General features: G+C 71.0%; 23 protein-coding genes and 1 pseudogene. 4 read left to right on the top strand and 20 right to left on the bottom strand.

Annotated elements, in window-relative coordinates; translation table 11 throughout:
• Window positions 1–56 precede the first annotated feature (56 nt).
• Genes M8C17_RS04770 through M8C17_RS04750 form a run of 5 tightly spaced genes read right to left on the bottom strand, consistent with a single transcriptional unit; the run spans window position 57 to window position 2,907 of the window.
• Window positions 57–650: a hypothetical protein gene (locus tag M8C17_RS04770; RefSeq protein ID WP_252415146.1), complete on the bottom strand. Its 594-nt coding sequence runs from the start codon at window positions 648–650 to the stop codon at window positions 57–59.
• 5 nt (window positions 651–655) lie between these two features.
• Complete coding sequence (locus tag M8C17_RS04765) at window positions 656–1,426, bottom strand: EndoU domain-containing protein (RefSeq protein ID WP_252415145.1); 771 nt, start codon at window positions 1,424–1,426, stop codon at window positions 656–658.
• Window positions 1,427–1,434: 8 nt separating this feature from the next.
• Window positions 1,435–2,136, bottom strand: coding sequence for a WXG100 family type VII secretion target (locus M8C17_RS04760; protein WP_252415144.1), 702 nt, complete (start codon window positions 2,134–2,136; stop codon window positions 1,435–1,437).
• A gap of 10 nt (window positions 2,137–2,146) precedes the next feature.
• Entirely contained in the window at window positions 2,147–2,467 is a 321-nt protein-coding gene (locus M8C17_RS04755) for a type VII secretion target (protein WP_252415143.1), read from the bottom strand.
• Window positions 2,467–2,907 carry a YbaB/EbfC family nucleoid-associated protein gene (locus M8C17_RS04750; protein ID WP_252415142.1) on the bottom strand — a complete coding sequence of 147 codons (441 nt, stop codon included), beginning with the start codon at window positions 2,905–2,907 and terminating at the stop codon, window positions 2,467–2,469. Before M8C17_RS04750 ends, M8C17_RS04755 begins: the two co-directional genes overlap by 1 nt.
• 152 nt (window positions 2,908–3,059) lie before the next feature.
• Between M8C17_RS04750 and M8C17_RS04745 the strand changes: the two genes are divergently transcribed.
• Complete coding sequence (locus M8C17_RS04745) at window positions 3,060–3,440, top strand: YccF domain-containing protein (RefSeq protein ID WP_252415141.1); 381 nt, start codon at window positions 3,060–3,062, stop codon at window positions 3,438–3,440.
• A 74-nt stretch (window positions 3,441–3,514) separates the two neighbouring features.
• On the opposite strand, the gene M8C17_RS04740 is transcribed toward M8C17_RS04745, so the two are convergent.
• Complete coding sequence (locus M8C17_RS04740; RefSeq protein ID WP_252415140.1) at window positions 3,515–3,982, bottom strand: hypothetical protein; 468 nt, start codon at window positions 3,980–3,982, stop codon at window positions 3,515–3,517.
• Between the two features lie 97 nt (window positions 3,983–4,079).
• Here M8C17_RS04740 and M8C17_RS04735 point away from each other — a divergent pair, with 97 nt between their 5' ends.
• Complete coding sequence (locus M8C17_RS04735; protein ID WP_252415139.1) at window positions 4,080–4,688, top strand: HD domain-containing protein; 609 nt, start codon at window positions 4,080–4,082, stop codon at window positions 4,686–4,688.
• 34 nt (window positions 4,689–4,722) lie between these two features.
• Here the strand turns inward: M8C17_RS04735 and M8C17_RS04730 are convergent, their stop codons facing one another.
• Window positions 4,723–5,148: an MmcQ/YjbR family DNA-binding protein gene (locus tag M8C17_RS04730; RefSeq protein ID WP_252415138.1), complete on the bottom strand. Its 426-nt coding sequence runs from the start codon at window positions 5,146–5,148 to the stop codon at window positions 4,723–4,725.
• A gap of 124 nt (window positions 5,149–5,272) precedes the next feature.
• Between M8C17_RS04730 and M8C17_RS04725 the strand changes: the two genes are divergently transcribed.
• Window positions 5,273–5,827, top strand: coding sequence for a hypothetical protein (locus M8C17_RS04725; protein WP_252415137.1), 555 nt, complete (start codon window positions 5,273–5,275; stop codon window positions 5,825–5,827).
• Here M8C17_RS04725 and M8C17_RS04720 read toward each other — a convergent pair.
• The 3 genes and pseudogenes from M8C17_RS04720 to M8C17_RS04710 all read right to left on the bottom strand — a co-directional run.
• Window positions 5,824–6,096 (bottom strand): annotated as a pseudogene (locus M8C17_RS04720) (transposase); the annotation flags it as partial. The gene M8C17_RS04725 and the pseudogene M8C17_RS04720 overlap by 4 nt on opposite strands.
• A 113-nt stretch (window positions 6,097–6,209) precedes the next feature.
• Window positions 6,210–6,944 (bottom strand): DUF1963 domain-containing protein, encoded by a 735-nt coding sequence (locus tag M8C17_RS04715; RefSeq protein WP_252415136.1) that lies wholly within the window; start codon window positions 6,942–6,944, stop codon window positions 6,210–6,212.
• Window positions 6,945–7,124: 180 nt separating this feature from the next.
• Window positions 7,125–7,784: a TIGR03086 family metal-binding protein gene (locus M8C17_RS04710; RefSeq protein ID WP_252415135.1), complete on the bottom strand. Its 660-nt coding sequence runs from the start codon at window positions 7,782–7,784 to the stop codon at window positions 7,125–7,127.
• A gap of 328 nt (window positions 7,785–8,112) precedes the next feature.
• Here M8C17_RS04710 and M8C17_RS04705 point away from each other — a divergent pair, with 328 nt between their 5' ends.
• Window positions 8,113–8,934: a hypothetical protein gene (locus tag M8C17_RS04705; RefSeq protein WP_252415134.1), complete on the top strand. Its 822-nt coding sequence runs from the start codon at window positions 8,113–8,115 to the stop codon at window positions 8,932–8,934.
• A 100-nt stretch (window positions 8,935–9,034) separates the two neighbouring features.
• Here the strand turns inward: M8C17_RS04705 and M8C17_RS04700 are convergent, their stop codons facing one another.
• The 10 genes from M8C17_RS04700 to M8C17_RS04655 form a co-directional block, all read right to left on the bottom strand.
• Entirely contained in the window at window positions 9,035–9,862 is an 828-nt protein-coding gene (locus tag M8C17_RS04700) for an amidohydrolase (RefSeq protein WP_252415133.1), read from the bottom strand.
• Window positions 9,859–10,824 (bottom strand): aldo/keto reductase, encoded by a 966-nt coding sequence (locus M8C17_RS04695; protein WP_252415132.1) that lies wholly within the window; start codon window positions 10,822–10,824, stop codon window positions 9,859–9,861. The genes M8C17_RS04700 and M8C17_RS04695 overlap by 4 nt, the downstream gene beginning before the upstream one ends.
• A 13-nt stretch (window positions 10,825–10,837) precedes the next feature.
• Window positions 10,838–11,887 (bottom strand): ABC transporter permease, encoded by a 1,050-nt coding sequence (locus M8C17_RS04690; protein WP_252415131.1) that lies wholly within the window; start codon window positions 11,885–11,887, stop codon window positions 10,838–10,840.
• Window positions 11,880–13,397, bottom strand: a complete 1,518-nt coding sequence (locus tag M8C17_RS04685; RefSeq protein WP_252415130.1) for a sugar ABC transporter ATP-binding protein — start codon at window positions 13,395–13,397, stop codon at window positions 11,880–11,882. The genes M8C17_RS04690 and M8C17_RS04685 overlap by 8 nt, the downstream gene beginning before the upstream one ends.
• Window positions 13,398–13,478: 81 nt before the next feature.
• The gene (locus M8C17_RS04680; protein WP_252415129.1) at window positions 13,479–14,528 is read right to left on the bottom strand and encodes a sugar ABC transporter substrate-binding protein; all 1,050 of its coding nucleotides are present in this window, start codon (window positions 14,526–14,528) and stop codon (window positions 13,479–13,481) included.
• The gene (locus tag M8C17_RS04675) at window positions 14,525–15,334 is read right to left on the bottom strand and encodes an SDR family NAD(P)-dependent oxidoreductase (protein WP_252415128.1); all 810 of its coding nucleotides are present in this window, start codon (window positions 15,332–15,334) and stop codon (window positions 14,525–14,527) included. Before M8C17_RS04675 ends, M8C17_RS04680 begins: the two co-directional genes overlap by 4 nt.
• Entirely contained in the window at window positions 15,331–16,644 is a 1,314-nt protein-coding gene (locus M8C17_RS04670; RefSeq protein WP_252415127.1) for an L-fuconate dehydratase, read from the bottom strand. The genes M8C17_RS04675 and M8C17_RS04670 overlap by 4 nt, the downstream gene beginning before the upstream one ends.
• Complete coding sequence (locus M8C17_RS04665; RefSeq protein ID WP_252415126.1) at window positions 16,641–17,498, bottom strand: fumarylacetoacetate hydrolase family protein; 858 nt, start codon at window positions 17,496–17,498, stop codon at window positions 16,641–16,643. The genes M8C17_RS04670 and M8C17_RS04665 overlap by 4 nt, the downstream gene beginning before the upstream one ends.
• A 227-nt stretch (window positions 17,499–17,725) precedes the next feature.
• On the bottom strand, window positions 17,726–18,427 hold the full coding sequence (locus M8C17_RS04660) for a FadR/GntR family transcriptional regulator (protein ID WP_252415125.1): 702 nt from the start codon (window positions 18,425–18,427) through the stop codon (window positions 17,726–17,728).
• A gap of 156 nt (window positions 18,428–18,583) precedes the next feature.
• The gene (locus M8C17_RS04655; RefSeq protein WP_252415124.1) at window positions 18,584–19,675 is read right to left on the bottom strand and encodes a winged helix DNA-binding domain-containing protein; all 1,092 of its coding nucleotides are present in this window, start codon (window positions 19,673–19,675) and stop codon (window positions 18,584–18,586) included.
• Window positions 19,676–19,747 lie beyond the last annotated feature (72 nt).

Genomic DNA, 19,747 nt, shown 5'->3' with positions numbered 1-19,747 from the left:
CGCGCAGGTCCCCGCCGTCGACATCGACGGCGGGGACGCGTGCACTCGCGTCCGCCTCAGGCGCGCCACACCGCGGAAGAGCCGGCCAGGGCGGCCTCCTGGTAGGGCGCCCTCGGCGAGTTGTCGGCGATGACCTCCAGAGGCCACTTCTGCTTCAGCGAGATCCACAGCTGCGCCATCGCGCCCGAGTACGCCGCAAGCTCGTCCGTTCCCTCGGCCACCCGCAGCACGTACGACCACGCCGCTCCGTCGGGGGCGCCGTCGAGCGGAGCCCGCCACGCGCGGTGCAGGCTGCGGCCGTGTCGGCGCGGGGCGTCGGCGGACAGGAGGGCGTCGGCCTGGGTCGGGTCGGGGGCGTCCGCGGGGCCAGCCGGACTGAACCGGTACGGCGGTGGCGGAACCTCGGCGATGACCGGCACGTCGGCCAGGTCTGGGCCGTCGGGGTCACCGAGGAAGGATCGCATCAGGGTCTGTTCCTCGACGGTGATGCCGACGCCGTAGTACGCCAGGCTGAGCAGGAGCGTGTTGTCGGCCAGGTCGAACTCGCCCGCGGCATAGTTCTCGCGCACCGTGCCGAGGATGTCGTCGGACAACCGGCCGGCGAGCCGCCGGCACACCTCGGTGGCCGTCGCGTAGGTCTTCGCATCCATCGTGTTCATTTCTTCTTGTACTCGCCGAGATCGGTCGTCGTGACGTTCCCCTGGTCATCCTGGACCACCCTGATGATCCTGTTGCCCTTCGGGCCCTCCCAGGTCCAACTGCCGTCGCCACCGACAGCGGGATTACTGTAACGAGGCGGGACGGCATTCGGGATTCCCTGCGGAGCGGGGTTGGGTGCCGCCGGGTTGCTGATGACGCCCGGGTTGGTCTTGTCCGGCGGGTAGGCGGTGCGGATCTCGCCGTCGGCGAGCACGGTCGTCTTGACCTCGACACCGTCGACCACGCCGACGTAGTCGTAGGCCCACACCGGATTGCCGTCCGCGTCCTTGGTCGGGTACGGCCCCTTCGTCGGCGGGCCCTGCTGCGTCACCTGGTGCGCGGCGTCGAGGATCTTCGGCTCGTCCCAGCTCTGCGGGAACTCCGTCTTGTTGGAGAAGCCGGTGCCCGCGAGGTGGCCGCCCTGCCGGCCGCCGTCACCCTTGATGATGTGTTTCCTCGACGCGTCGCTGTGGTGGATGCCGTCCGCTGTCGGCGGCTTGGTCGGCGGGGGTGGCGGGGTGGGCTTCGCCGGCTTGTTGCCGGTCGAACCCTTGCCGGCGACCCCGGGCGGGTGTCCCTGCTTCGCGGCCTGGCCGGTGGCCTGCTGGGCGCTGGTGATGCCCTTGCCCGCGTTGATACCGCCATAGCTCTTCGAGGGCTTTCCGGTGCCACCGCCACCACCGCCCGTACCACCGCTGCCGCCGCCGGGCTTTCCGGGCTTCGCCATGGGACGCCTTATCCGTTCAGGATGCGGGTGAGGTTGGTCAGGCTGGTGATCAGTGCACCGATGTACATGAGGATGCGGCCGGCCCACTTGACGACGGCCGTGACGATCTGTGCGGCGACCACCGGGATCGTGACGACGAAGATGGCCTCGACCGCCCAGACGACCACGCGCGCCACCAGGTCGGCGATGAGGTCGCGGACGATGTCGCGGGTGAAGGCCACCAGATTGCCGGCGCCCTCGGTGGCCGCCGCCATCGCGGCGGAGACCGCGCCGAGCCCGCCGAGGGCTTCGACGTTGTGGTCCATCAACCCGTGATACGCCATCGCGGCCTGGCCCCACCACTCGGGCAGGTCGGCGTCGAGGCGTGCCCGCAGGTCGCCGGCCATGCGGTGCAGTTCGACGGCCATGTTGTCCCAGGTCGCGGCGTGCGAGCGGACCACGTCGGGCATCCCGGTGAGCTCGTCGAGCATCTCCCGCAGCGGCTCGAAGTACTCCATCGCCCAACCCAGGCCGTTGGCCAGCAGCGCGCTGAAGGGGTCCATGACGCTCGCCGCCACGTCGAGCCCGAAAGCGGCGCCCGCCAGCAGGTCGTCGACCCAGCCCTCACTCCTGATCGCGTCGACCAGACCTTCGACGCTGTCGGCGAGGGAGGCACCGGTCCAGACCTCCCGGGTCGATGTGACATCGGCGACCAGCGACATGTCGGTCATCGCGCCGTCCTCACGGGTTCAACTGGCTTCCCACGCTGTTGATCACAGTCATGTTGTCCGCGTCCACCGCGTCGTAGCCGTCGGCGGTCTGGCGCAGACCCGCGGCAGCCAGTCGCAGATTCTCCTCGACTTCGGCGAACAGCTCGTCCTGTCGAGTGTGCTTGCCCTCGAGGACCCCGGAGATCCAGCCGCACAGCAGCCCGTACGCCGAATCGTCCTGCGTGATGTGCGCGCTGGCGGCCTTCACGGCCGCGAAGCGCTCCGCCAGGGCCTCGATGTTCTGCGCGTGCGTGCGGATCTCCTCCGCCTCGACCGCGAACCCGTCGTCCATCAGGCTCGCCGCCAGCTTCGGTCGTCGTCGCTCTCCGGGCCCAGGTTCGGACCGCGCAACTGCTGCCCGACCCGCTCGGCGATCTCGCGCGCCGCCACCGACTCGGTCCCCACGGTCTCGGCGATGATCTCCTGCGAACGGTCGGCCAACTGCTCCCGGGCCTCCCGGATCGTGTTCATGATCGTCCGCGCCACGACATCGGGCTCGACCCGCTGGATCTGCCGACTCAGCCGCAGATCGACCAACGCGCCGACGGAATCGATGGTGACCTCGACCAGCCTGTTGCCGTCGGCCGCGGTCACCCGCAGTTGCTGGTAGCGGTCGCTCATGGCCTTCGTGTCGGCTGCCAGCTTGCCGATCCGCCCCTTCCAGGCCGAGAGCCGCTCCATGGCGCCGTCCGGGTCCAGCACCCCACCACCGTCCGGAACGCCGCCGTTCATGCTTCCCCCGTCATGATCATCAATGGCGAAGTCTAACAAGCGGTCGTCATCGACGGGACCCCGCCGATCCTCCCGGTCGGCGCACGCTCGTTCGTCACGTTCCACATGGGATCGACGGCCGACGGGTGGTGGGCGTCGCTCATGCTGGAGGAGTGATTCGCTTCGTACTGAACGTCCTGTGGCTCATCTTCGGCGGTGGGATCGTGCTGGCGATCGGCTACGGCCTCGCCGCGCTGATCTGCTTCGCCCTGGTCATCACCATCCCGTTCGGTGTCGCGTCGCTGCGGCTCGCCGTCTACTCACTCTGGCCGTTCGGCCGCACGCTGGTGCCCAAGCCCGGCGCGGGCGTCGGCTCCGGGCTGGCGAACGTCCTGTGGGTGGTGCTGGCCGGCTGGTGGCTCGCGCTGTCGCACATCGTCGCCGGCATCGCCCTCTGCGTCACGGTCATCGGGATTCCGTTCGGCATCGCCAACTTCAAGCTCGTGCCGGCCGCGTTCTGGCCGCTCGGCCGCGAGGTCGTCGACGCGCCGTGACGCTCGCGGGCCGAGCCGCTGACGACGTGATCCCCGCTGCCCGCCATCAGGTTGCCGAGCGCCAGGCCTGCTGGTCAGCCGAAGTCCTCGTCGCAGATCTGCCAACCGAAGCTGGCGTCAAGGTCCCAATGGAAGGTGGTGGTCCGGCCCGTCCGGTCGGTCAGCCGGACGGTCACCCCGGCATTCGTCCCGGGCTCGTTCCGGAAGGCCGCACGGCCAACGGTGTGCGACACGGGCCTGCCCATGCGCTCGACCGCCGCGCTGAACGCCGCCGCCGTGGTCCGGTTCCTGATCTCCGGGCAGAGGGACTGGTACGCAGCCGCGTCGGCGTTGCTCTCCAGGTGACGGACGAAATCGTCGGCCGCGGCGCGGGGCTCGTCCGGGTCGGGCCCTGTCGACAGCCAGAACAGGAATCCGACAACCGGTGGTCCCAGAACCGCCAGGAACCCGAGAAGAAGGCCGCCCGCGACGATCCAGCCGGTCCGCTCAGGTTTCGGCGCTGGGTCCACCCGTTGCGAGTGAGACGGCAGGACTGGCTGCATGGCACCGACGCTAACCACGGAGGGTGCTGCCCAGGAAACGATACGGCCGCAGTTCAATATCGACGGAGGCGGCGCTGCGCCTCGTACCCTTGTCGTGGTGATCTCCGATGCGCTGCGCCGCGCTCTCACCGCGCCGGGCGACCCGGCGCTGCGGCCCCTCCCCGACCAGGTCGTCGCCCTACTGGAGGCACTGCGGGCACCGCCGCGGCTGGCCGCGCACCTGCGGGCCGTGCACGACGTCGCCGCGCAGCTCACGGATGCGCTGGCCGACCGGTTCCCGCAGCTCCCGGTGGACCGCGCGGCGGTGCTCTTCGGTGCGGCCACCCATGACATCGGCAAGGTCCGGCACCCGGAGGAGCTGTCCGGACCAGGTTCCGCTCACGAACCGGCCGGCTACGACCTGCTGCTACGGCACGGTGTCGCTACGTCTGTCGCCCGGTTCGCCCGCACCCACGCCTCCTGGCAGCAGGACGGCATCGACGTCGACGACCTGCTGGTCAGCGTGGCCGACAAGGTGTGGAAGGGGAAGCGGGTCACCGACCTGGAAGACCTGCTCGTGGACCGCCTGGCCGCCGCCACCGGCCGCGACCGCTGGTCGGTGTTCCTGGACCTCGACGACATCCTCGACCGGATCGCCGCCGACGCGGACCGCCGGCTCGCTTTCCAGGCCACCCACCCTGTACGCGCTCCCGCAAGCGGCCGGTAACGGGTGATTCGTCGTCATCGTGGCGCTTGCGATGTCACGGGATGGTGGGGTGGGCATCGGACAGGTACCTGAGATCCGGGCTCGACGGACCGCTGTCGGTATCGAGGTCGCCGACGAGCGAGTCGGGCACTCGCATGCGCCACGCGTCGGTGACGAGTTCCCCGAGGCGGTCGACGTCCACCTGCTCCAGCCGCACCATCACCAGCGGCAGCCCGCCGTACGCGGGCGTGGTGAAGAAGACCTCGGGTTCGCCGAGGAGCAGGGCCTGCTTCTCCGCCTCGTCGCCGACGTACAGCACCGCGATGTCGGTCCGGATGACGCGCGGGGTGCCGGGTGTCCGCTCGGGGTAGGACCAGATGAACCCCTTGTCGGCGACCCGGAAGTCGAAGCCGGCGCTCTCGATCTCGACCACGTGCGGCAACGCCAGGGCCAGGCGGCGGACGTCGTCGGCGTCAGCCATCGAGGTTCCTCCAGGGCACCGCGTTTCGCATACGCACAGGTTAGCCGCTGCGCGGGAACCACGATCGTGGCCGACTCGTGTCGCGGCCGGACCGAAAACGGGTCTGGTCGGCTTGGATGGACACATGGACGTCACCAGGAACGGGCGGAGCTGGCGGATCGGGACGGCCGACGATGTCGCCTGGCTCGCCGGCCAGACCACCCACGGCCTGTCGGTCACCACGGCGATCCCGGCGGTGTTCGCGGCGTACGCCACCTTCCACCCACCCGGCGGCGTCAGCTTCGAAGCCCACGAACGCGCCGTGGTCGACGAGCTCACCCGGTACACCCCGGACCAGCCGTGGTGGCTGGGTTACCTCGACACCGGCGCCCACGACATCGTCTTCCCCCGCGCTCCGAAGCTGTGCCTCTACGCGGCCTGGCCCTACGTTCTGGTCGAGGCCGGCCCCGCACAGGCCCTCACCTGGCGGACAGGGCACATGCGCGGCGACGGATCGCTGCCCGACCTGTTCTTCCCCGCGGATCATTCCTGGCTCGTCTCCGCCCTGTGGGACGACGCCTGGACCGACATCGGCGGCAGCGCCGCGCTGATTTCCGCCCTGCACCGCAATCCGCTGGTCGCCGCCCGGCCCGTCGGACCCGACGAGGACGCCCTCCCGCCAGGGCTGACCCGCGACTAGGCCGTGTTTCGTAGGGCTCGAAGCCATTGGTTGATGGCTGCGATGGTGAGGGTGGCTTCGTAGCGGACGGCGAGTTTGTCGTACCTGGTGGCCATGGCGCGATGCTGTTTGAGCTGGTTGATGCCGCACTCGACGGCGTGCCGCAGGCGGTAGGTCTTGCTCGGGATACACGCCCGGATACCTCGCCGGCGCAGGTGGGCCCGGTTGGCCTTGGAGGTGTACGCCTTGTCGGCCAGCACGATGTCCGGGCGGGTGCGCGGCCGACCGCCACCGGATCCCGTCGATGATCACTCGCATGGTCCATCTGCGTGGCCGATCACGACCCGTTCCCGCAGGCAGCAACGCCTCCAGCGCCGCTCACCACGCCGGAGTCCTGACCGCGTCAGCCGTTGAAGTCAGTCATCAGCCAGATCCGGTCGAAGGCGCGCTCGGCCAGATCCGCATGCTTGATCATGAAGTTGACGACGATCAGCGTCTCGCCGAACGCGTCACCCACCTGCCCCTCGTCCAGCCAGACGGTGGCCAGCACGGTGTGCTCGTTTGCGTTGAGGATGGGGTTGTCCGCGCCGCCGGTGCTGGCGCCGCCGTAACCGCCGAGAGAAAACTCGTAATCGTTGTCCTCGAGGTCCCACATCACCTCAGAGATCACTTCCTCGACCTCGTCGTCCAAGCGAAGGTCGAACGGCACCTCGTGCTCGTTCTCCGGAAGGCTCCAGCCGGCACGGGCGTGCAGCAGAATCGGATCGAAGACTGGCACCCCGGGGTTCGGGTGCTCGGTTACCGGAGTGCCGGCCGGTACATGAACGATCCGGCAGTCGTTGGGCGTGAAGTGCGGCTCGACGAAGAACAGCAGCGACCCGTCGGCCGGCAGGTCAAGGTCGTGCCCGTGCGAGGGGATCGCGGCGAGGTCGAGCGTCAATACGAGGCACTGCCCGGGAGGCCACTTCTCGCCCTCCGGCAACGCCGCGAGACCGCCGAACCGACCGGCCACAGGCAGGCCGTCGCCCTCCGGAACCAGCTCCGTCTGTGGTCGGGCTAGCCGCACCCAGCGCTCGATCTCGTCCACCGGCACGCCCTTTTCCCTGGCTGCGCGCCGAAACTCCTGTCGTACATCCATGGCCGGGCATGATGCCTGAAGGGTCCGACAATCAGCAAAAGGCCGGTTCGCGGCAGGCGCCGAGGCGCAGGCCACCAGGCGGAACGGTAGAGGTGAGACCGGTCAAGCTGCCGTCGGGGACGTTGCAGCTGGTCGACAGGCTGGAACCGCGCGACAAGTCGACGTACTACGAAACACGGCCTAGCCCCCTGCCTGCCGACCCTCCGGCACAGCGAACCGGCGGTCGGTCCCGGGCGCGGCCGCTGCCGCCGGCGAGACCCAGGCCGGGTCGCGGCCGGTCAGCCCGATGACCCGGTCGAACAGGGCGGCCTCGGCCGGCAGAATGATCGACGGCCCGAACAAGCCCGGAGTGCCTCCACTACTCTCCTGTTGCGACACCAGACCGTGCACCCAGGCGACGGTCTCCGGGTCGGCGTCGTACGCCTGACCGGTCGCTCGGGCGAGATCCCACCCGTGCACCAGCAACTCGTCGAGCGCGAAGAGACCCATGACCTCGGCCGGCAGCACGACGCCGCCCGCCGCCGCGTCACCGGACCAGGCACCCGGCGAACGCCACGCCTCGACCAGGTGATCGAGCTGCGCGGGCAGACGGTGCCGCCACTCCGGGTCCAGGTTGGCGACCGTCGGGTTGCCCGGGCCGCCTGGCGCAGCATCGGGAGCCTTCTCGGCGGCCAACCGGAACGCGACCGTGAGCCCGACGAGGTGGTCGAGCAGGTCGCCCACGACCCACCCCTCGCACGGGGTGGGAAGGGTGAGCTGGCTGTCGGACACGCCGAGCACCAGCGACGTCAACGCACGCGACGCCGGCTGGAGATCCGGGGTCCTGGTGATGTCACGCATCTCGACACTCCCTCCAGAGTGAATCCTCCGCACGCTATCCGGAGGGACCGACAAAGCTCGTGGATCGCTGGCGTACGCGAATCCGAGCATCGATCAGCTTCAAGGATATCGGCAAATCCGTACAAACACACCTTATAGGTCGCTAGCCTCGGAACCGCCTTCTCGATGGCCGGGAGGGACTGACTGATCAGAGGCGAAGAGCGTGAAACTAGTCCGGCGACTTTCAGCTACTGCAGCGATCGCGACAGCGGTCGCGGGCGTTGCGGCCCTGTCCACGGGCGGCCCGGCCCTTGCGGCCCCCGGTGACGCCAGCGCGCGGGGAGTGGTGGTGGACCTGTCCGCCGCGGTACTCGGCGCACCCGTGATCACCGCCGACGTCGTCATCGGCACCGCGACCGCCCCGGCCGGCGGCGGCACCGACACCGACACCGCGCTGGCGATCACCATCCCCGGCGCCCTGGGGGTCACGGCCTCCGGCACCGTGGTCGAGGTGACCGCGACCCGCGGCGACACCGCGTCGTCGGCCAGCGCCGAGATCGCCGACGTCGCCCTGGGCGTCCTCGGGACAGCCGTGATCGACGCCGACGTGATCACGGCGGCGGTGAACTGCCCGCAGGTCGGCGCGCAGACCGCGGACACCACCTTCGTCGGGCTGGAGCTGTTCGGCGAGCCCGTCGAACTGCTCCCGAACACGCCCGGCGTCACCGCCAGCGCCGCGGTCACCGTTCCCGGTCTCGTCGGTGCCAGCCTGTCCGCCACGCTGACCAACGTGGAGACGACCACCGCCGACGGCGCCACCGCCATCGCGGTGCAGGCGACCCTGACGCTCACCGGCAGCGTCGCCGGCGGGCCGCTGCTGGAGATCCCCGTCGGCACCGTCATCCTCGCCGAGGCGATCTGCGAGCGGCCGCTGGCGGCCACGCCGACGGCGACGCCGACGCAGCCCACACCGTCCCCGACCCTGCCCACCGCGCCTCCGGCCGGCGACCCGACGCAGCCGCCGGCACCCACGGCGACCCCCACCCTGCCCGTCACGGGTGACAGCGGCTCCGGCCTGTGGTGGCTCTTCGGCACGGGCCTCGCCCTGGTCGTCACCGGCACGGCGGCACGGCTCGCCCTCCGCCGCACCCGTACGACTCTCGAAGGGTGACGTTCACACCCTGAACGGTCACCGCTGAGGGGGTCCCGGGCATGACGCCCGGGGCCCCCTCGCTCCGCGCACCCCCGTTGTGCAAGAAGCCCGGCGCGCGTCAGGGCAGGGCGTAGACGCGGCGCGCGGTGTCACCCAGCACCGCCGCCCGCTCGCTCGTGGTGCAGCCGGCCAGCAGGTCGTCGGTGAGCGCGAGCACGTCGGCGTACCGGCCGTGCAGTTCGCAGACCGGCCAGTCCGAGCCGAACAGCACCCGGTCGGCGCCGAAGGCCGACAGCACGTGCTCGGCGTAGGGCCGGATTCGTGCGGCACTCCAGTCCCCGGCCGCCTCGGTGACCAACCCGGACAGCTTGCAGACGACGCCCTCGCAGCGGGCCATGGCCGTGATCCAGGACGCCCACGATCCCCACTCCCCCGCCGCGATGCCCGGCTTTCCCGCGTGGTCGATGACGAACCGGACACCGTCGAGCCCCTGGGCGGCGGCCAGGGCGGCGGGCCGTTGGGGGGCGCGCACGAGGATGTCGTACGGCAGCCCGCGCGCCCCGACCGCGGCGATCCCCCGCGTCACGTCGGCACGCCGCAGCCAGTCCGGGTCCGGCTCGTCCTGCGCCTGATGGCGGACACCCACGAGCGGACCGGAACGCAGCCGGTCGATCTCGTCGCCGGTGTCGGCGCGGGTCAGGTCGAGCCAGCCGACGACGCCGGCGATCAGTCCCCCGCTCTCCCGCGCGGTGGTGAGGAACTCCTCGGTTTCGGCCACCGACGGCACGGTCTGCACCACGACGGTGGCGGCGACCCGTTCGTCGGCGGCGGCGCGCAGGTCGGCCAGCGTGAAGGGACGGCGGATCGGGGCCAGCGCGTCGTCGGACAACCACGGGTACGCGCGCACGGCGGGATCCCACAGGTGGTGGTGCGCGTCGACGATCACGGCTGCACCAGCCCTGCGCCGGCGAGGTCGGGCCAGAGCGCGTCGGGCACCCGGGCGGCGGCGAGGTCGACGTTGCGGGTGACCTGCGCCGCGGTCTGCGCGCCGACCACCAGGGACGCGACGGCCGGGTGCCGCGCGGGGAACGCCAGGGCGGCCTGCGGCAGCGTGACCCCGTGCGACCGGCACACCTCGGCGATCCGGGTGGCCCGGCCGTACAGGGCCTCGGGAATCGGCCGGTAGTCGTACATCCGGCCCGGGTCGTCGGTGGCGAGCACCCCACTGTTGAACACCCCGGCGGCGAGCACGGACACCCCACGTTCCCGGCAGCGGGGCAGCAGGCTGGGTGCCGCCGACTGGTCCAGCAACGTGTACCGCCCGGCGAGCAGGACGGTGTCGACGTCGGTCTCGGTGACGAACCGCTCCAGCATCCGCCACTGGTTCATGCCGACGCCGATCGCGCCCACGACGCCCTCGTCACGCAGCTCGTGCAGCGCCGGATACGCCTCCTCGACGGCCGGGCGCCAGTGCTCGTCGGGGTCGTGGAGGAGCACGACGTCGACCCGGTCCAGGCCCAGGCGGTCGAGGCTGGACTCCAGCGACCGGCGTACGCCGTCGGCGCTGAAGTCCCACCGCCGGGTGTGGTCGGCAGGCACGTCGAACCCGGCCTCGTCGGTCAGGTGCGCGGTCCCCGGTGCCGGCACCAGGAGCCGGCCGACCTTCGTGGAGACGGTGAACTCGTCGCGGGGACGGTCCGCCAGCGCGGCGCCGAGCCGCCGCTCGGACAGCCCGAGGCCGTAGTGCGGGGCGGTGTCGAAGTAGCGGATCCCGGCCTGCCACGCGGCGTCGATCGCGCGGCGGGCCGTGTCGTCGTCCACCGACTGGTACAGGTTGCCGATTCCGGCCGCGCCGAAGCCGAGAGCCGTCACCTCGACGGGTGACCGGCCGAGCCGCTGGGTCCGCATCGTCGCCGTCGCCTCAGTCCTGCGCCTTGCCGCTGGTCAGCCGGGCGAGCACCAGCGCGACCAGGATGACCAGGCCGTTGACGGCCTGGATCTGGTCGGGTTTGACCTGGGCCAGCGTGAGCACGTTCTGGATCAGCCCGAGCAGCACGACACCGGTGAGTGCGCCGACCAGGGAGCCCTTGCCACCATCGAGACTGATCCCGCCGATCACCGCCGCCGCGAACACCGTGAAGATCATCCCGTTGCCCTGGTTGGCCGCCACCGAACCGAGCCGGGCCGACAGCATCAGCCCGGCCAGGGCGGCGAGCGCGCCAGCGACGATGAACGTCACCCAGATGACCCGCTCCACGCGGATACCCGCGGCGCGGGCCGCGTCGGGGTTGCCACCGACGGCGTAGATCGAACGCCCGAACCGGGTGTAGCCGAGCACGACGACGCCGACGGCGAACGCCAGGACCACGATCCAGATCGACAGCGGGATCGTGAGGATGCGCAGGCTGCCCAGGTTGTCGATGGTGGGGATCCGGTTGGCCAGGTTGGAGATGGTGGCGCCACCGACGATCGCCAGTTGCAGGCCCCGCAACGCGATCAACATCGCCAGTGTCACGATGAACGCGGAGAGTTTGAAGCGTACGACCAGCAGCCCGTTGAACACCCCGATCAGCGCGCCGAACGCCAGCGCCACCGGCAGGACCGTCCACGTGGGCCACGGCGCGCCGAGCATCGAGGTCTGCCCGACCACGAGGAAGACCGCCACCGCGGGTGCGATGCCCACGACCGACTCCAGCGACAGGTCGAACTTTCCGACGATCAGCACCAGAGCCTCCGCCAGCACCACCAGCGCCAGCTCGGTCTGGTACTTCAGCACGGTGTCGACCAGGTACGACTTGGTGAGGAACACGTCCGGTTTGAGCGTGTAGCCGTAGATGAGCAGCGCGATGATCGGTGGCACCAGGGCGAGGTCGCGCAGCCGGGCCAGTCGCAGCCGGTTGCTGGGTCGACCGGTGGGTCGCGGCGGTCGCTGCGGCGACTCCGGAGCGCCGACGGCCAGCGTCTCAGACATGCTTCTCACCGATCCCTTCGATCTCGGCCACGAGCGTGGCCTCGTCCCACCCGCGACCGTGCTCGGCGACGACGCGGCCGGCCACCATCACCACCACCCGGTCACACACCCGCAGGTCGTCCAGTTCGTCGGAGACCAGCAGCGCACCGCGACCAGCCCGGGTCTCCGCGTCCACCACCCCGAGCAGGGACTCCTTCGACCGCACGTCCACACCCACCGTGGGATGCACCAGCACCAGGATCCGGGGATCGCGGGCGAGCGCCCGGGCCATCACGACCTTCTGCGCGTTGCCGCCGGAGAGCTCGCCGACCGGTTGGTGAGGGCCGGCGGTGTGCACGTCGAGGTCGGCGATCGCCTGACGGCCCCGGGCGTCGCGTCGCTTCGGCAGCACGACGCCGGCCGGGCCGAGCCGGTCGGCGACGGTCATCGTGGCGTTCTCCGCCACCGAGAGCCCGGGAACGAACCCGTCGGCGTTCCGGTCCGCCGGCAGGTACCCGATGCCGGCCCGTAGCGCGGCCGGGACGCTGGCCGGCTTCACCGTGACGCCCGCGACCCGCACCTGGCCGGTACGCGGGCGCAGCCCCACCACCGCCTCGGCGAACTGCCGCTTGCCGCTCGCGGCGGACCCGGCCACCCCGACGATCTCGCCGCGCCGGATGGTCAGGTCGATCGGCTCGGTGACGTCGGGGACCCCGACGGCGTCGAGGGTGAGCACCGGCTCGGCCTCGTCCGGTACCGGCGGTCGGTCCTGCCCGACCTGCACCAACCCGTGCGCGTCGCCGATCATCGCCTCGACGAGCCGGGCGTGGTCCAGCTCCGCCACCGGGGCGGTCACGATGTGCCGGGCGTCGCGGAACACCGTCACCCGCTGGCAGATCTCGTAGATCTCCGGCAGGTGGTGGGAGATGAACAGGAAGGTCACGCCCTGCTGCTGGAGGCCGGTGAGGCGGTCGAAGAGCCGCGCGATGGCCCGGGCTTCGAGCTGCGCGGTCGGCTCGTCGAGGATGACGAAGCGGGCACCGTGCGACAGAGCCCCGGCGATCTCCACCAGCTGGCGCTGCTCGACGGTCAGCTCCTTCGCCGGCGTGGCCGGGTCGACCGGCACCGACCACGACTCCAGCAGGTCGGTCGCCGCCCGCCTCAGCCGTGACCGGGACAGCAGGCCGAACCGGCCGCGCGGCTGGCGGTCGAGGAAGAGGTTCTCCGCGACCGACAACTCGCCGACCACCGAGGGCTTCTGGTAGACGCAGGCGACCTGTCGACGCCAGGCGACGCGGTCGCCCAGCGGCGGCGCCGGCCGGCCGGCGAAGCGGACTTGGCCGGCGTCCGGCTTGAGCAGCCCGGTCAGGACACCGACCAGGGTGGACTTACCGGCGCCGTTGCGGCCGACGAGCGCGTGCGTCTCACCAGGCAGTACGGTCAGGCTTCCGTCGGCGAGCGCCACGGTCGGGCCGAACCGCTTGGCGATCCCGATCGCCTCGACTACGGGTCTGGACTCGTCGTCGACCATCACACCGTCCCTCCGGATCCCGGCGTCGGGCCGTACGGCGGCGGGCATCCCGACGGGACACCCGACGCCGTACGGTCCGCGCTACTTCTTGTTGCCCCAGAGGGCGGGGTCGTCGACGTTGTCCTTGGTGATCAGCGGTGCCGGGAGCTGGTCCTCGTAGCCGTTCGGCAGCTTGATGACGGTACTGCCGTGATCGGTCGGGCCCTCCGTGGGCGTCACGCCGGCCATCGCCTGCTTGGCCCAGTGCAGGCCGTACTGCGCGTAGGCGTCCGCCGGCTGGGAGACGGTCGCGTCGATCTCGCCCTTGCGGATCGCGTCGAGTTCCTGCGGGATGCCGTCGTTGGACACGATGAAGATGTGCCGCGGGTCCGTCGGCGGCACGAGCAGCTTGCGCTGCTTGAGGACCTGCAGGGTCGGGTCGAGGAACACCCCGCCGGCCTGCATGTACACGCCCTTGATGTCGGGGTCGGTCGACAGGCGGGTCTCCAGGGCGGCCTGCGCCTTGCTGCCCTCCCACTCGGTCGGCTCCTCGAACACCGTGATCCCCGGGAACTTCGCGGTCATGCACTCCTTGAACGCCTCGGAGCGGTCCCGGCCGTTGATCGACGACAACGCGCCCTGGAACTCGATGACCTTGCCCTTGCCGCCGAGCTTCCCGCCGAGGAAATCGCACGCCTTGGTGCCGTACGCCCGGTTGTCGGCGCGGACGACCATGTAGACGCTGCCGTTGTCCGGCCGGGTGTCGACACTGACCACCGGGATCTTCTTCTGGGCCAGTTCGTCGAGCTTCGGCCCGATCGCGCCGGTGTCCTGCGGAGCGATCACCAGTGCCTTGGCGCCCTGGGTGACCAGGCTGTCGACGTTGCTGATGAGCTTCTGGATGTCGTTCTGCGAGTTGGTCTGCCCGGTGAGTTCGACGCCGACCTCAGCGGCCTTCGGGGTCATGTAGCTGGCGTACGCGTTCCAGAAGTCGGAGTCCGCGCGCGGCAGGTCGACACCGACCGAACCCGTACCGCCCCCACCCGGGGTGGCGGGTCCGGTGGAGTCCTTGCTGCACGCCGCCGCGGACGCGACCAGCGCCACGGCCATGGACAGCCCGAGCACCCCTCGGGCGGTCACACCGATCGTCATGGGTTTCCTCGATTCACTGGCAGGGACGGATTTTCGCGGTCCGCGGCCGTCGTGGCGGCCTGTCGGAGGCGGAGCCCGTGCATGCCGCCGTCGACGGCGAGCACGGTCCCGGTGGTGGACGCGGCCAGCGGGCTGGCCAGGTAGGCGATCGCGGTGGCGACCTCGGTGGCGGAGACCAGCCGACCGATGGGCTGACGTGCACGCAGCGCGGCCAGTTCGGCGTCCGGGTCGTCGGCGGCGGCGAGCAGGCGGCGCACCCACGGGGTGTCGACGGTGCCGGGGTTGACGCAGTTGACCCTGATCCCCTCGGCGAGGTGATCGGCGGCCATGGCGAGGGTCAGCGACTGCACCGCGCCCTTCGTCGCGCTGTAGAGCGCGCGGTTGGGCAGGCCGGCGGTGGCGGCGATCGAACAGGTGTTGACCACGGCCGCCTGGGCCGACGTCCGCAGGTGGGGCAGGGCCGCCCGGGTGACCCGGACGATGCCCAGCACGTTGACGTCGAAGACGCGGTGCCACTCGTCGTCGGTGTTCGCCTCGACGGTGCCCTGCGCGCCGACACCGGCGTTGTTGATGAGAACGTCGATGCCGCCGAGGTGCCGCGCGGCCTCGGCGACGGCCCGGGTCACCACGTCCGCGTCCGCGACGTCGCAGACGATGCCGTGCAGCGGGGCCGGCACACCGGACGGATCCAGGTCGAGGCAGGCGACGGCGGCGCCCCGCTCGGCGAGCAGGTGGGCGGTGGCGAGACCGATGCCGGAGCCGCCCCCGGTGACCACGGCGCGCAGGCCGGTGAACTCGGCGCTCATGCCGCTCCCCCGTCCGCCCAGACCGGGCCGTCCGGGTAGACGTAGTCGAGCAGCGTCTGTGGCCGGAGGTCGGCGCTGAACCCCGGTGCGGTCGGGGCGACGTAGTGGCCGTTGCGGATGACCACCGGGTGGACGAAGTGCTCGTGCAGGTGGTCGACGAACTCGATCACGCGGTTCTCCATCGAGCCGGACACCGCCAGGTAGTCGAACATCGACAGGTGCTGCACCAGCTCGCAGAGGCCGACCCCACCGGCGTGCGGGCACACCGGCACCCCGAACTTCGCCGCCAGCAGCAGGATCGCCACGTTCTCGTTGACCCCGGCCACCCGGGCGGCGTCCAGTTGCAGGTACGAGATGGCGCCGGTCTGCAGGAGCTGCTTGAAGATCACGCGGTTCTGCACGTGCTCCCCGGTGGCGACCTTCACGGGGGAGATCGCCCGGGCGATGGTGGCGTGGCCGAGCACGTCATCCGGGCTGGTGGGCTCCTCGACCCACCACGGGTCGAAGCGGGACAGCTCCCGTACCCAGGCGATCGCCTGGCCGACGTCCCACCGCTGGTTGGCGTCGACGGCAATGCGGATGTCCGGGCCCACCGCCTCCCGTGCGAGGGCCATCCGCCGTACGTCGTCGTCGAGGTTGGCGCCGACCTTCAGCTTGAGCTGGGTGAAGCCGTCGGCGACGGCCTCCTTGCAGAGGCGGGCCAGCTTGGCGTCGTCGTACCCCAGCCATCCCGGGGTGGTGGTGTAGCCCGGATAGCCGTGTTCGAGGAGGTGGGCCTCCCGCTCGGCCCGCCCGGGCTGTGCGCGGCGGAGGATCTCCAGTGCCTCGCCGGGGGTGAGCGCGTCGGACAGGTACCGGAAGTCGACCAGGTCGACAAGCTCTTCGGGGGTCGAGTCGGCGAGCAGCTTCCACAGTGGCTTGCCCGCGCGCTTGGCACGCAGGTCCCACAGCGCGTTGACCACCGCGGAGATCGCCATGTGCATGACGCCCTTCTCCGGGCCGAGCCAGCGTAGCTGCGAGTCGTGCACCATGTCCCGCCAGACGCCACCGAGGTCGCTCAGCGTCGCGTCGAGCGGGCGTCCGACGACGTACGACTCGAGGGCGCGGATGGCGGTGGTCTGGATGTCGTTGCCGCGCCCGATGGTGAAGGCGAACCCGTGGCCCTCGTGCCCGTCCGGGTGGTCGGTGCCGATGATGACGTAGGACGCCGAGTAGTCGGGGTCCGGGTTCATGGCGTCCGAGCCGTCCAGCTCGCGGGAGGTGGGGAACCGGATGTCGTACGTCCGCAGGCCGGTGATCCTCGCGGTCATGCCGCCGCCCCCACCGTCTGACGCTGCGCGCCGAGGCCGTCGATCTCGATCTCGATCACGTCACCGGGCCGCAGGTAGGGCTTCGGATCCGGCTGCCCGAGGGCCACCCCGGCCGGTGTGCCGGTGTTGATGACGTCCCCTGGTTCGAGCACCATGAACTGGCTCACGTAGCGGATCAGCTCGGCGACGCCGAAGATCATCGTCTTGGTGCTGCCGTTCTGCCGGCGGGTGCCGTTGACGGTCAGGCGCAGGCCCAGTTGCTGCGGGTCGGGCACCTCGTCGGCGGTGACCAGCCAGGGTCCGAGCGGGTTGAACGTCTCGCAGGACTTGCCCTTGTCCCACTGGCCGCCGCGTTCGAGCTGGAACTCGCGTTCGGACAGGTCGTTGGAGATGGCGTAGCCGGCGACGCAGGCCAACGCCGCGTCGTCGCTCTCCAGGTAGCGCGCGGTGCGTCCGATGACGACGGCGAGCTCGACCTCCCAGTCGGTCTTGACGCTGCCACGCGGGATGAGCACCTGGTCGTTGGGGCCGACCACCGTGTTCGGTGCCTTCATGAACAGGATCGGCTCCGTCGGCGGCTGCGCAGCGGTCTCCGCGGCATGGTCGGAGTAGTTCAGCCCGACGCACACGATCTTGCCGGGCCGCGCGATCGGCGCGCCGATCCGGGTCTCCGGGTCGGCCACCAGGGGCAGGTCCCCACCTTCGACCGCGGCGCGCACCACCTCGACACCGTCACCGGAGAGGAAGGCCCCGTCGATCTCGACCACCAGGTCGGAGAGGTCCACGAGCCGGCCGTGCGCGTCCAGCGCCGCCGGACGTTCCTGGCCGATTGCCCCCACTCGAAGCAGCTTCACTCGACAACCTCCGGCCAAACATCGGATCTGTTGCCTGGTTGTATAGTTGAGTTACGCACGTGTTGCAATAGGACGCTGGGAAGTTCGGCCAAAGTGATCGGATGACCGGGCGAGGGCAGCGGCTCTCAGCAGGACCGCCCGACTCATGGCCGGCGGGGTGGATCGGCGCAGGGGCCCGCAGTACGGCCTGCGTTGGCGAAGAGCAGCGAACCGGGCGGCCAGGACGGTCAGGCCGGCGGCAGCGCGGACTCGGGGCCGCCGAGCGCGTTGCGGAGCCACTGCTCGACACCGGAGACGTGCACCGTCGCCCAGGCCCGGGCCGCCTCGGGCTGGCGCGCCTCGATCGCCTCGCAGATCGCCTCGTGCTGCTCCCGGGTGCGCCGCACGGCACCCTCCTGGGTGAGCCCTCGCCAGATGCGTGCCCGCGTCGTCGGCCCGGACAGGCTGTCGATCAACGAGCAGAGCACGTTGTTGCCGGATCCGGCGGCGATGTGGTTGTGGAACCGAAGGTCATTGGCCACCAACGCCTCGATCGTCGGCGCCTCTCCCAGCTCGGCGAGGATCCCCCGCAGGCCGGCGATCTCCGCGTCGGTCATCCGGATCGCGGCCAGCTCCGTCGCGGCCGGTTCGAGCACACGGCGTACCTCCAGGAACTGCAGCACCGTGTCGTCCTGGTGGAAGTCGACGACGAACCCGATGGCGTCCAGAAGAAGGGCGGGTTCGAGACTCGTCACGTAGGTGCCGTCCCCCTGCCGCACGTCCAGCACCCGGATCAGCGACAACGCCTTGACCGCCTCCCGCAACGAGTTGCGGGAGAGGCCGAGCCGCTCGGCGAGGTCCGCCTCCCTGGGCAGTCGAGAGCCGGGGCCCAGCTCCCCCTGCACGATCATCGCCTTGATCTTGTCGATCGCCTCGTCGGTAACCGGCACGTGGCCCCCTCCCGGACATCCGATGTCTCGCAGACTACCTGCGCGTCAGGCTCGCACGGAATTCCGCCGGCCCTGCCTGCCACCCGGGCGGGCCGGCGAGGCCAGGCTGACATCCACGGCCGTCGCCGGCCGCAGGAGCTGCCGCAGACATGGGAGCTATCCGGCGACGATGGCCCGGTCGCTCTCCCCGCCGGAGAGGAACGACGCCAACTCCTGCCCCTGTTCGGCGACGGCCGCGCGCTCGGTCCGGGAGAAGCGGCCCAGCGGGGTCACGGTCACCGTGCCGGCCGCGACGCCCCAGGTCGCGGCGACCCGCCCGTCGACCAGCACGACGCGCTCGCCAGCGACCGACAGGCCGCGGTGGGCGTCGTCGACGATCCGACTGCGGTCGTGGTAGCCGAGGACCGCGTTGTCGAAGGCCGGCAGGAACCGCACCGGGGCGGGTGTGTCGGGGTCGGGGCGCGGCGCGTCGGGAAGGTCGATCAGTTGACGGCCGCGCTCGTCGCGGAAGGTCACCAGTTCCGCACGCAGAGCGGTCACCGCTCTCGGTAGTCCGGCGAGGCCGCACCAGGCCCGCAGGTCGGCCGTGGCCGCCGGGCCGAACGCGGCCAGGTAGCGACGTACCAGCGTCTGCCCGACCGGATCGGCCCCCTCCAGGGTCGGCGGGTCGATCTCCCGGCCCAACCAGGAGGAGAGCGGAACGTTTCGCACGCCGGCCCTGGTGCGCCACAGCCCGCGCGGCGGCAGCTGCACCATCGGGACGAGCGCGGCGATCACCATCTCGCCCAGCGCACGCGGCCCCGGCCTCGGCCAACGCTCACCGAGCGCCCGCGCCAGCTCGGTCATCGAGCGTGGCTCGCCGTCGGCCATCACCGCCAGGCCGGCGGCGGCCAGCTCGTCGAGGTCCACCCCGTCGAGCTCGTCGCGGTAGGTCCCGAGCACCCGCTGGCGCAGCATGGTGTCGTGACGGGCCCGCCAGGCCAGGACGTCGTCGGCGGTGAGGAGATGGACGGTCCGGCGCATGAGGTGTGTGCGCACCAGGCGTCGCCCGGTCAGCAGGTCGGAGAGCACCGCCGGGTCGAACGCGCGCAGCCGCGACCAGAGCCCGACGAACGGCTCCTGCGGTTCCTGCGCCTGGAGGCCGCCGAGGTGCGCGACGGCATCCAGGACCGTTACGTCGGCGCGTTCGAGCAGGAACTGCCGGGCGAGCGTCGCGCGGTTGAGCGCCCGGGCGGCGAGAACGGTCATCGGATCACTCCGCGGCCGGTGAGGAGTTCGGCCCGCTCCGGGTCGGGAGTTGAGGCGGGTGTCGTCGTGGCG

It is taken from the genome of Micromonospora sp. RHAY321, from assembly GCF_023896955.1.
Classification (GTDB): domain Bacteria; phylum Actinomycetota; class Actinomycetes; order Mycobacteriales; family Micromonosporaceae; genus Micromonospora.
Note: the sequence above shows the minus strand (reverse complement) of the source record. Positions and strands in the feature narration are given on the sequence as shown.

What these genes read in the sequence shown, in the direction of transcription:
- M8C17_RS04770 (WP_252415146.1), bottom strand. Translation starts at nt 650, where the DNA reads ATGGATGCGAAGACCTACGCGACGGCCACCGAGGTGTGCCGGCGGCTC.
- M8C17_RS04765 (WP_252415145.1), bottom strand. Translation starts at nt 1,426, where the DNA reads ATGGCGAAGCCCGGAAAGCCCGGCGGCGGCAGCGGTGGTACGGGCGGT.
- M8C17_RS04760 (WP_252415144.1), bottom strand. Translation starts at nt 2,136, where the DNA reads ATGACCGACATGTCGCTGGTCGCCGATGTCACATCGACCCGGGAGGTC.
- M8C17_RS04755 (WP_252415143.1), bottom strand. Translation starts at nt 2,467, where the DNA reads ATGGACGACGGGTTCGCGGTCGAGGCGGAGGAGATCCGCACGCACGCG.
- M8C17_RS04750 (WP_252415142.1), bottom strand. Translation starts at nt 2,907, where the DNA reads ATGAACGGCGGCGTTCCGGACGGTGGTGGGGTGCTGGACCCGGACGGC.
- M8C17_RS04740 (WP_252415140.1), bottom strand. Translation starts at nt 3,982, where the DNA reads ATGCAGCCAGTCCTGCCGTCTCACTCGCAACGGGTGGACCCAGCGCCG.
- M8C17_RS04730 (WP_252415138.1), bottom strand. Translation starts at nt 5,148, where the DNA reads ATGGCTGACGCCGACGACGTCCGCCGCCTGGCCCTGGCGTTGCCGCAC.
- M8C17_RS04725 (WP_252415137.1), top strand. Translation starts at nt 5,273, where the DNA reads ATGGACGTCACCAGGAACGGGCGGAGCTGGCGGATCGGGACGGCCGAC.
- M8C17_RS04715 (WP_252415136.1), bottom strand. Translation starts at nt 6,944, where the DNA reads ATGGATGTACGACAGGAGTTTCGGCGCGCAGCCAGGGAAAAGGGCGTG.
- M8C17_RS04710 (WP_252415135.1), bottom strand. Translation starts at nt 7,784, where the DNA reads ATGCGTGACATCACCAGGACCCCGGATCTCCAGCCGGCGTCGCGTGCG.
- M8C17_RS04695 (WP_252415132.1), bottom strand. Translation starts at nt 10,824, where the DNA reads ATGCGGACCCAGCGGCTCGGCCGGTCACCCGTCGAGGTGACGGCTCTC.
- M8C17_RS04690 (WP_252415131.1), bottom strand. Translation starts at nt 11,887, where the DNA reads ATGTCTGAGACGCTGGCCGTCGGCGCTCCGGAGTCGCCGCAGCGACCG.
- M8C17_RS04685 (WP_252415130.1), bottom strand. Translation starts at nt 13,397, where the DNA reads ATGGTCGACGACGAGTCCAGACCCGTAGTCGAGGCGATCGGGATCGCC.
- M8C17_RS04680 (WP_252415129.1), bottom strand. Translation starts at nt 14,528, where the DNA reads ATGACGATCGGTGTGACCGCCCGAGGGGTGCTCGGGCTGTCCATGGCC.
- M8C17_RS04675 (WP_252415128.1), bottom strand. Translation starts at nt 15,334, where the DNA reads ATGAGCGCCGAGTTCACCGGCCTGCGCGCCGTGGTCACCGGGGGCGGC.
- M8C17_RS04670 (WP_252415127.1), bottom strand. Translation starts at nt 16,644, where the DNA reads ATGACCGCGAGGATCACCGGCCTGCGGACGTACGACATCCGGTTCCCC.
- M8C17_RS04655 (WP_252415124.1), bottom strand. Translation starts at nt 19,675, where the DNA reads ATGACCGTTCTCGCCGCCCGGGCGCTCAACCGCGCGACGCTCGCCCGG.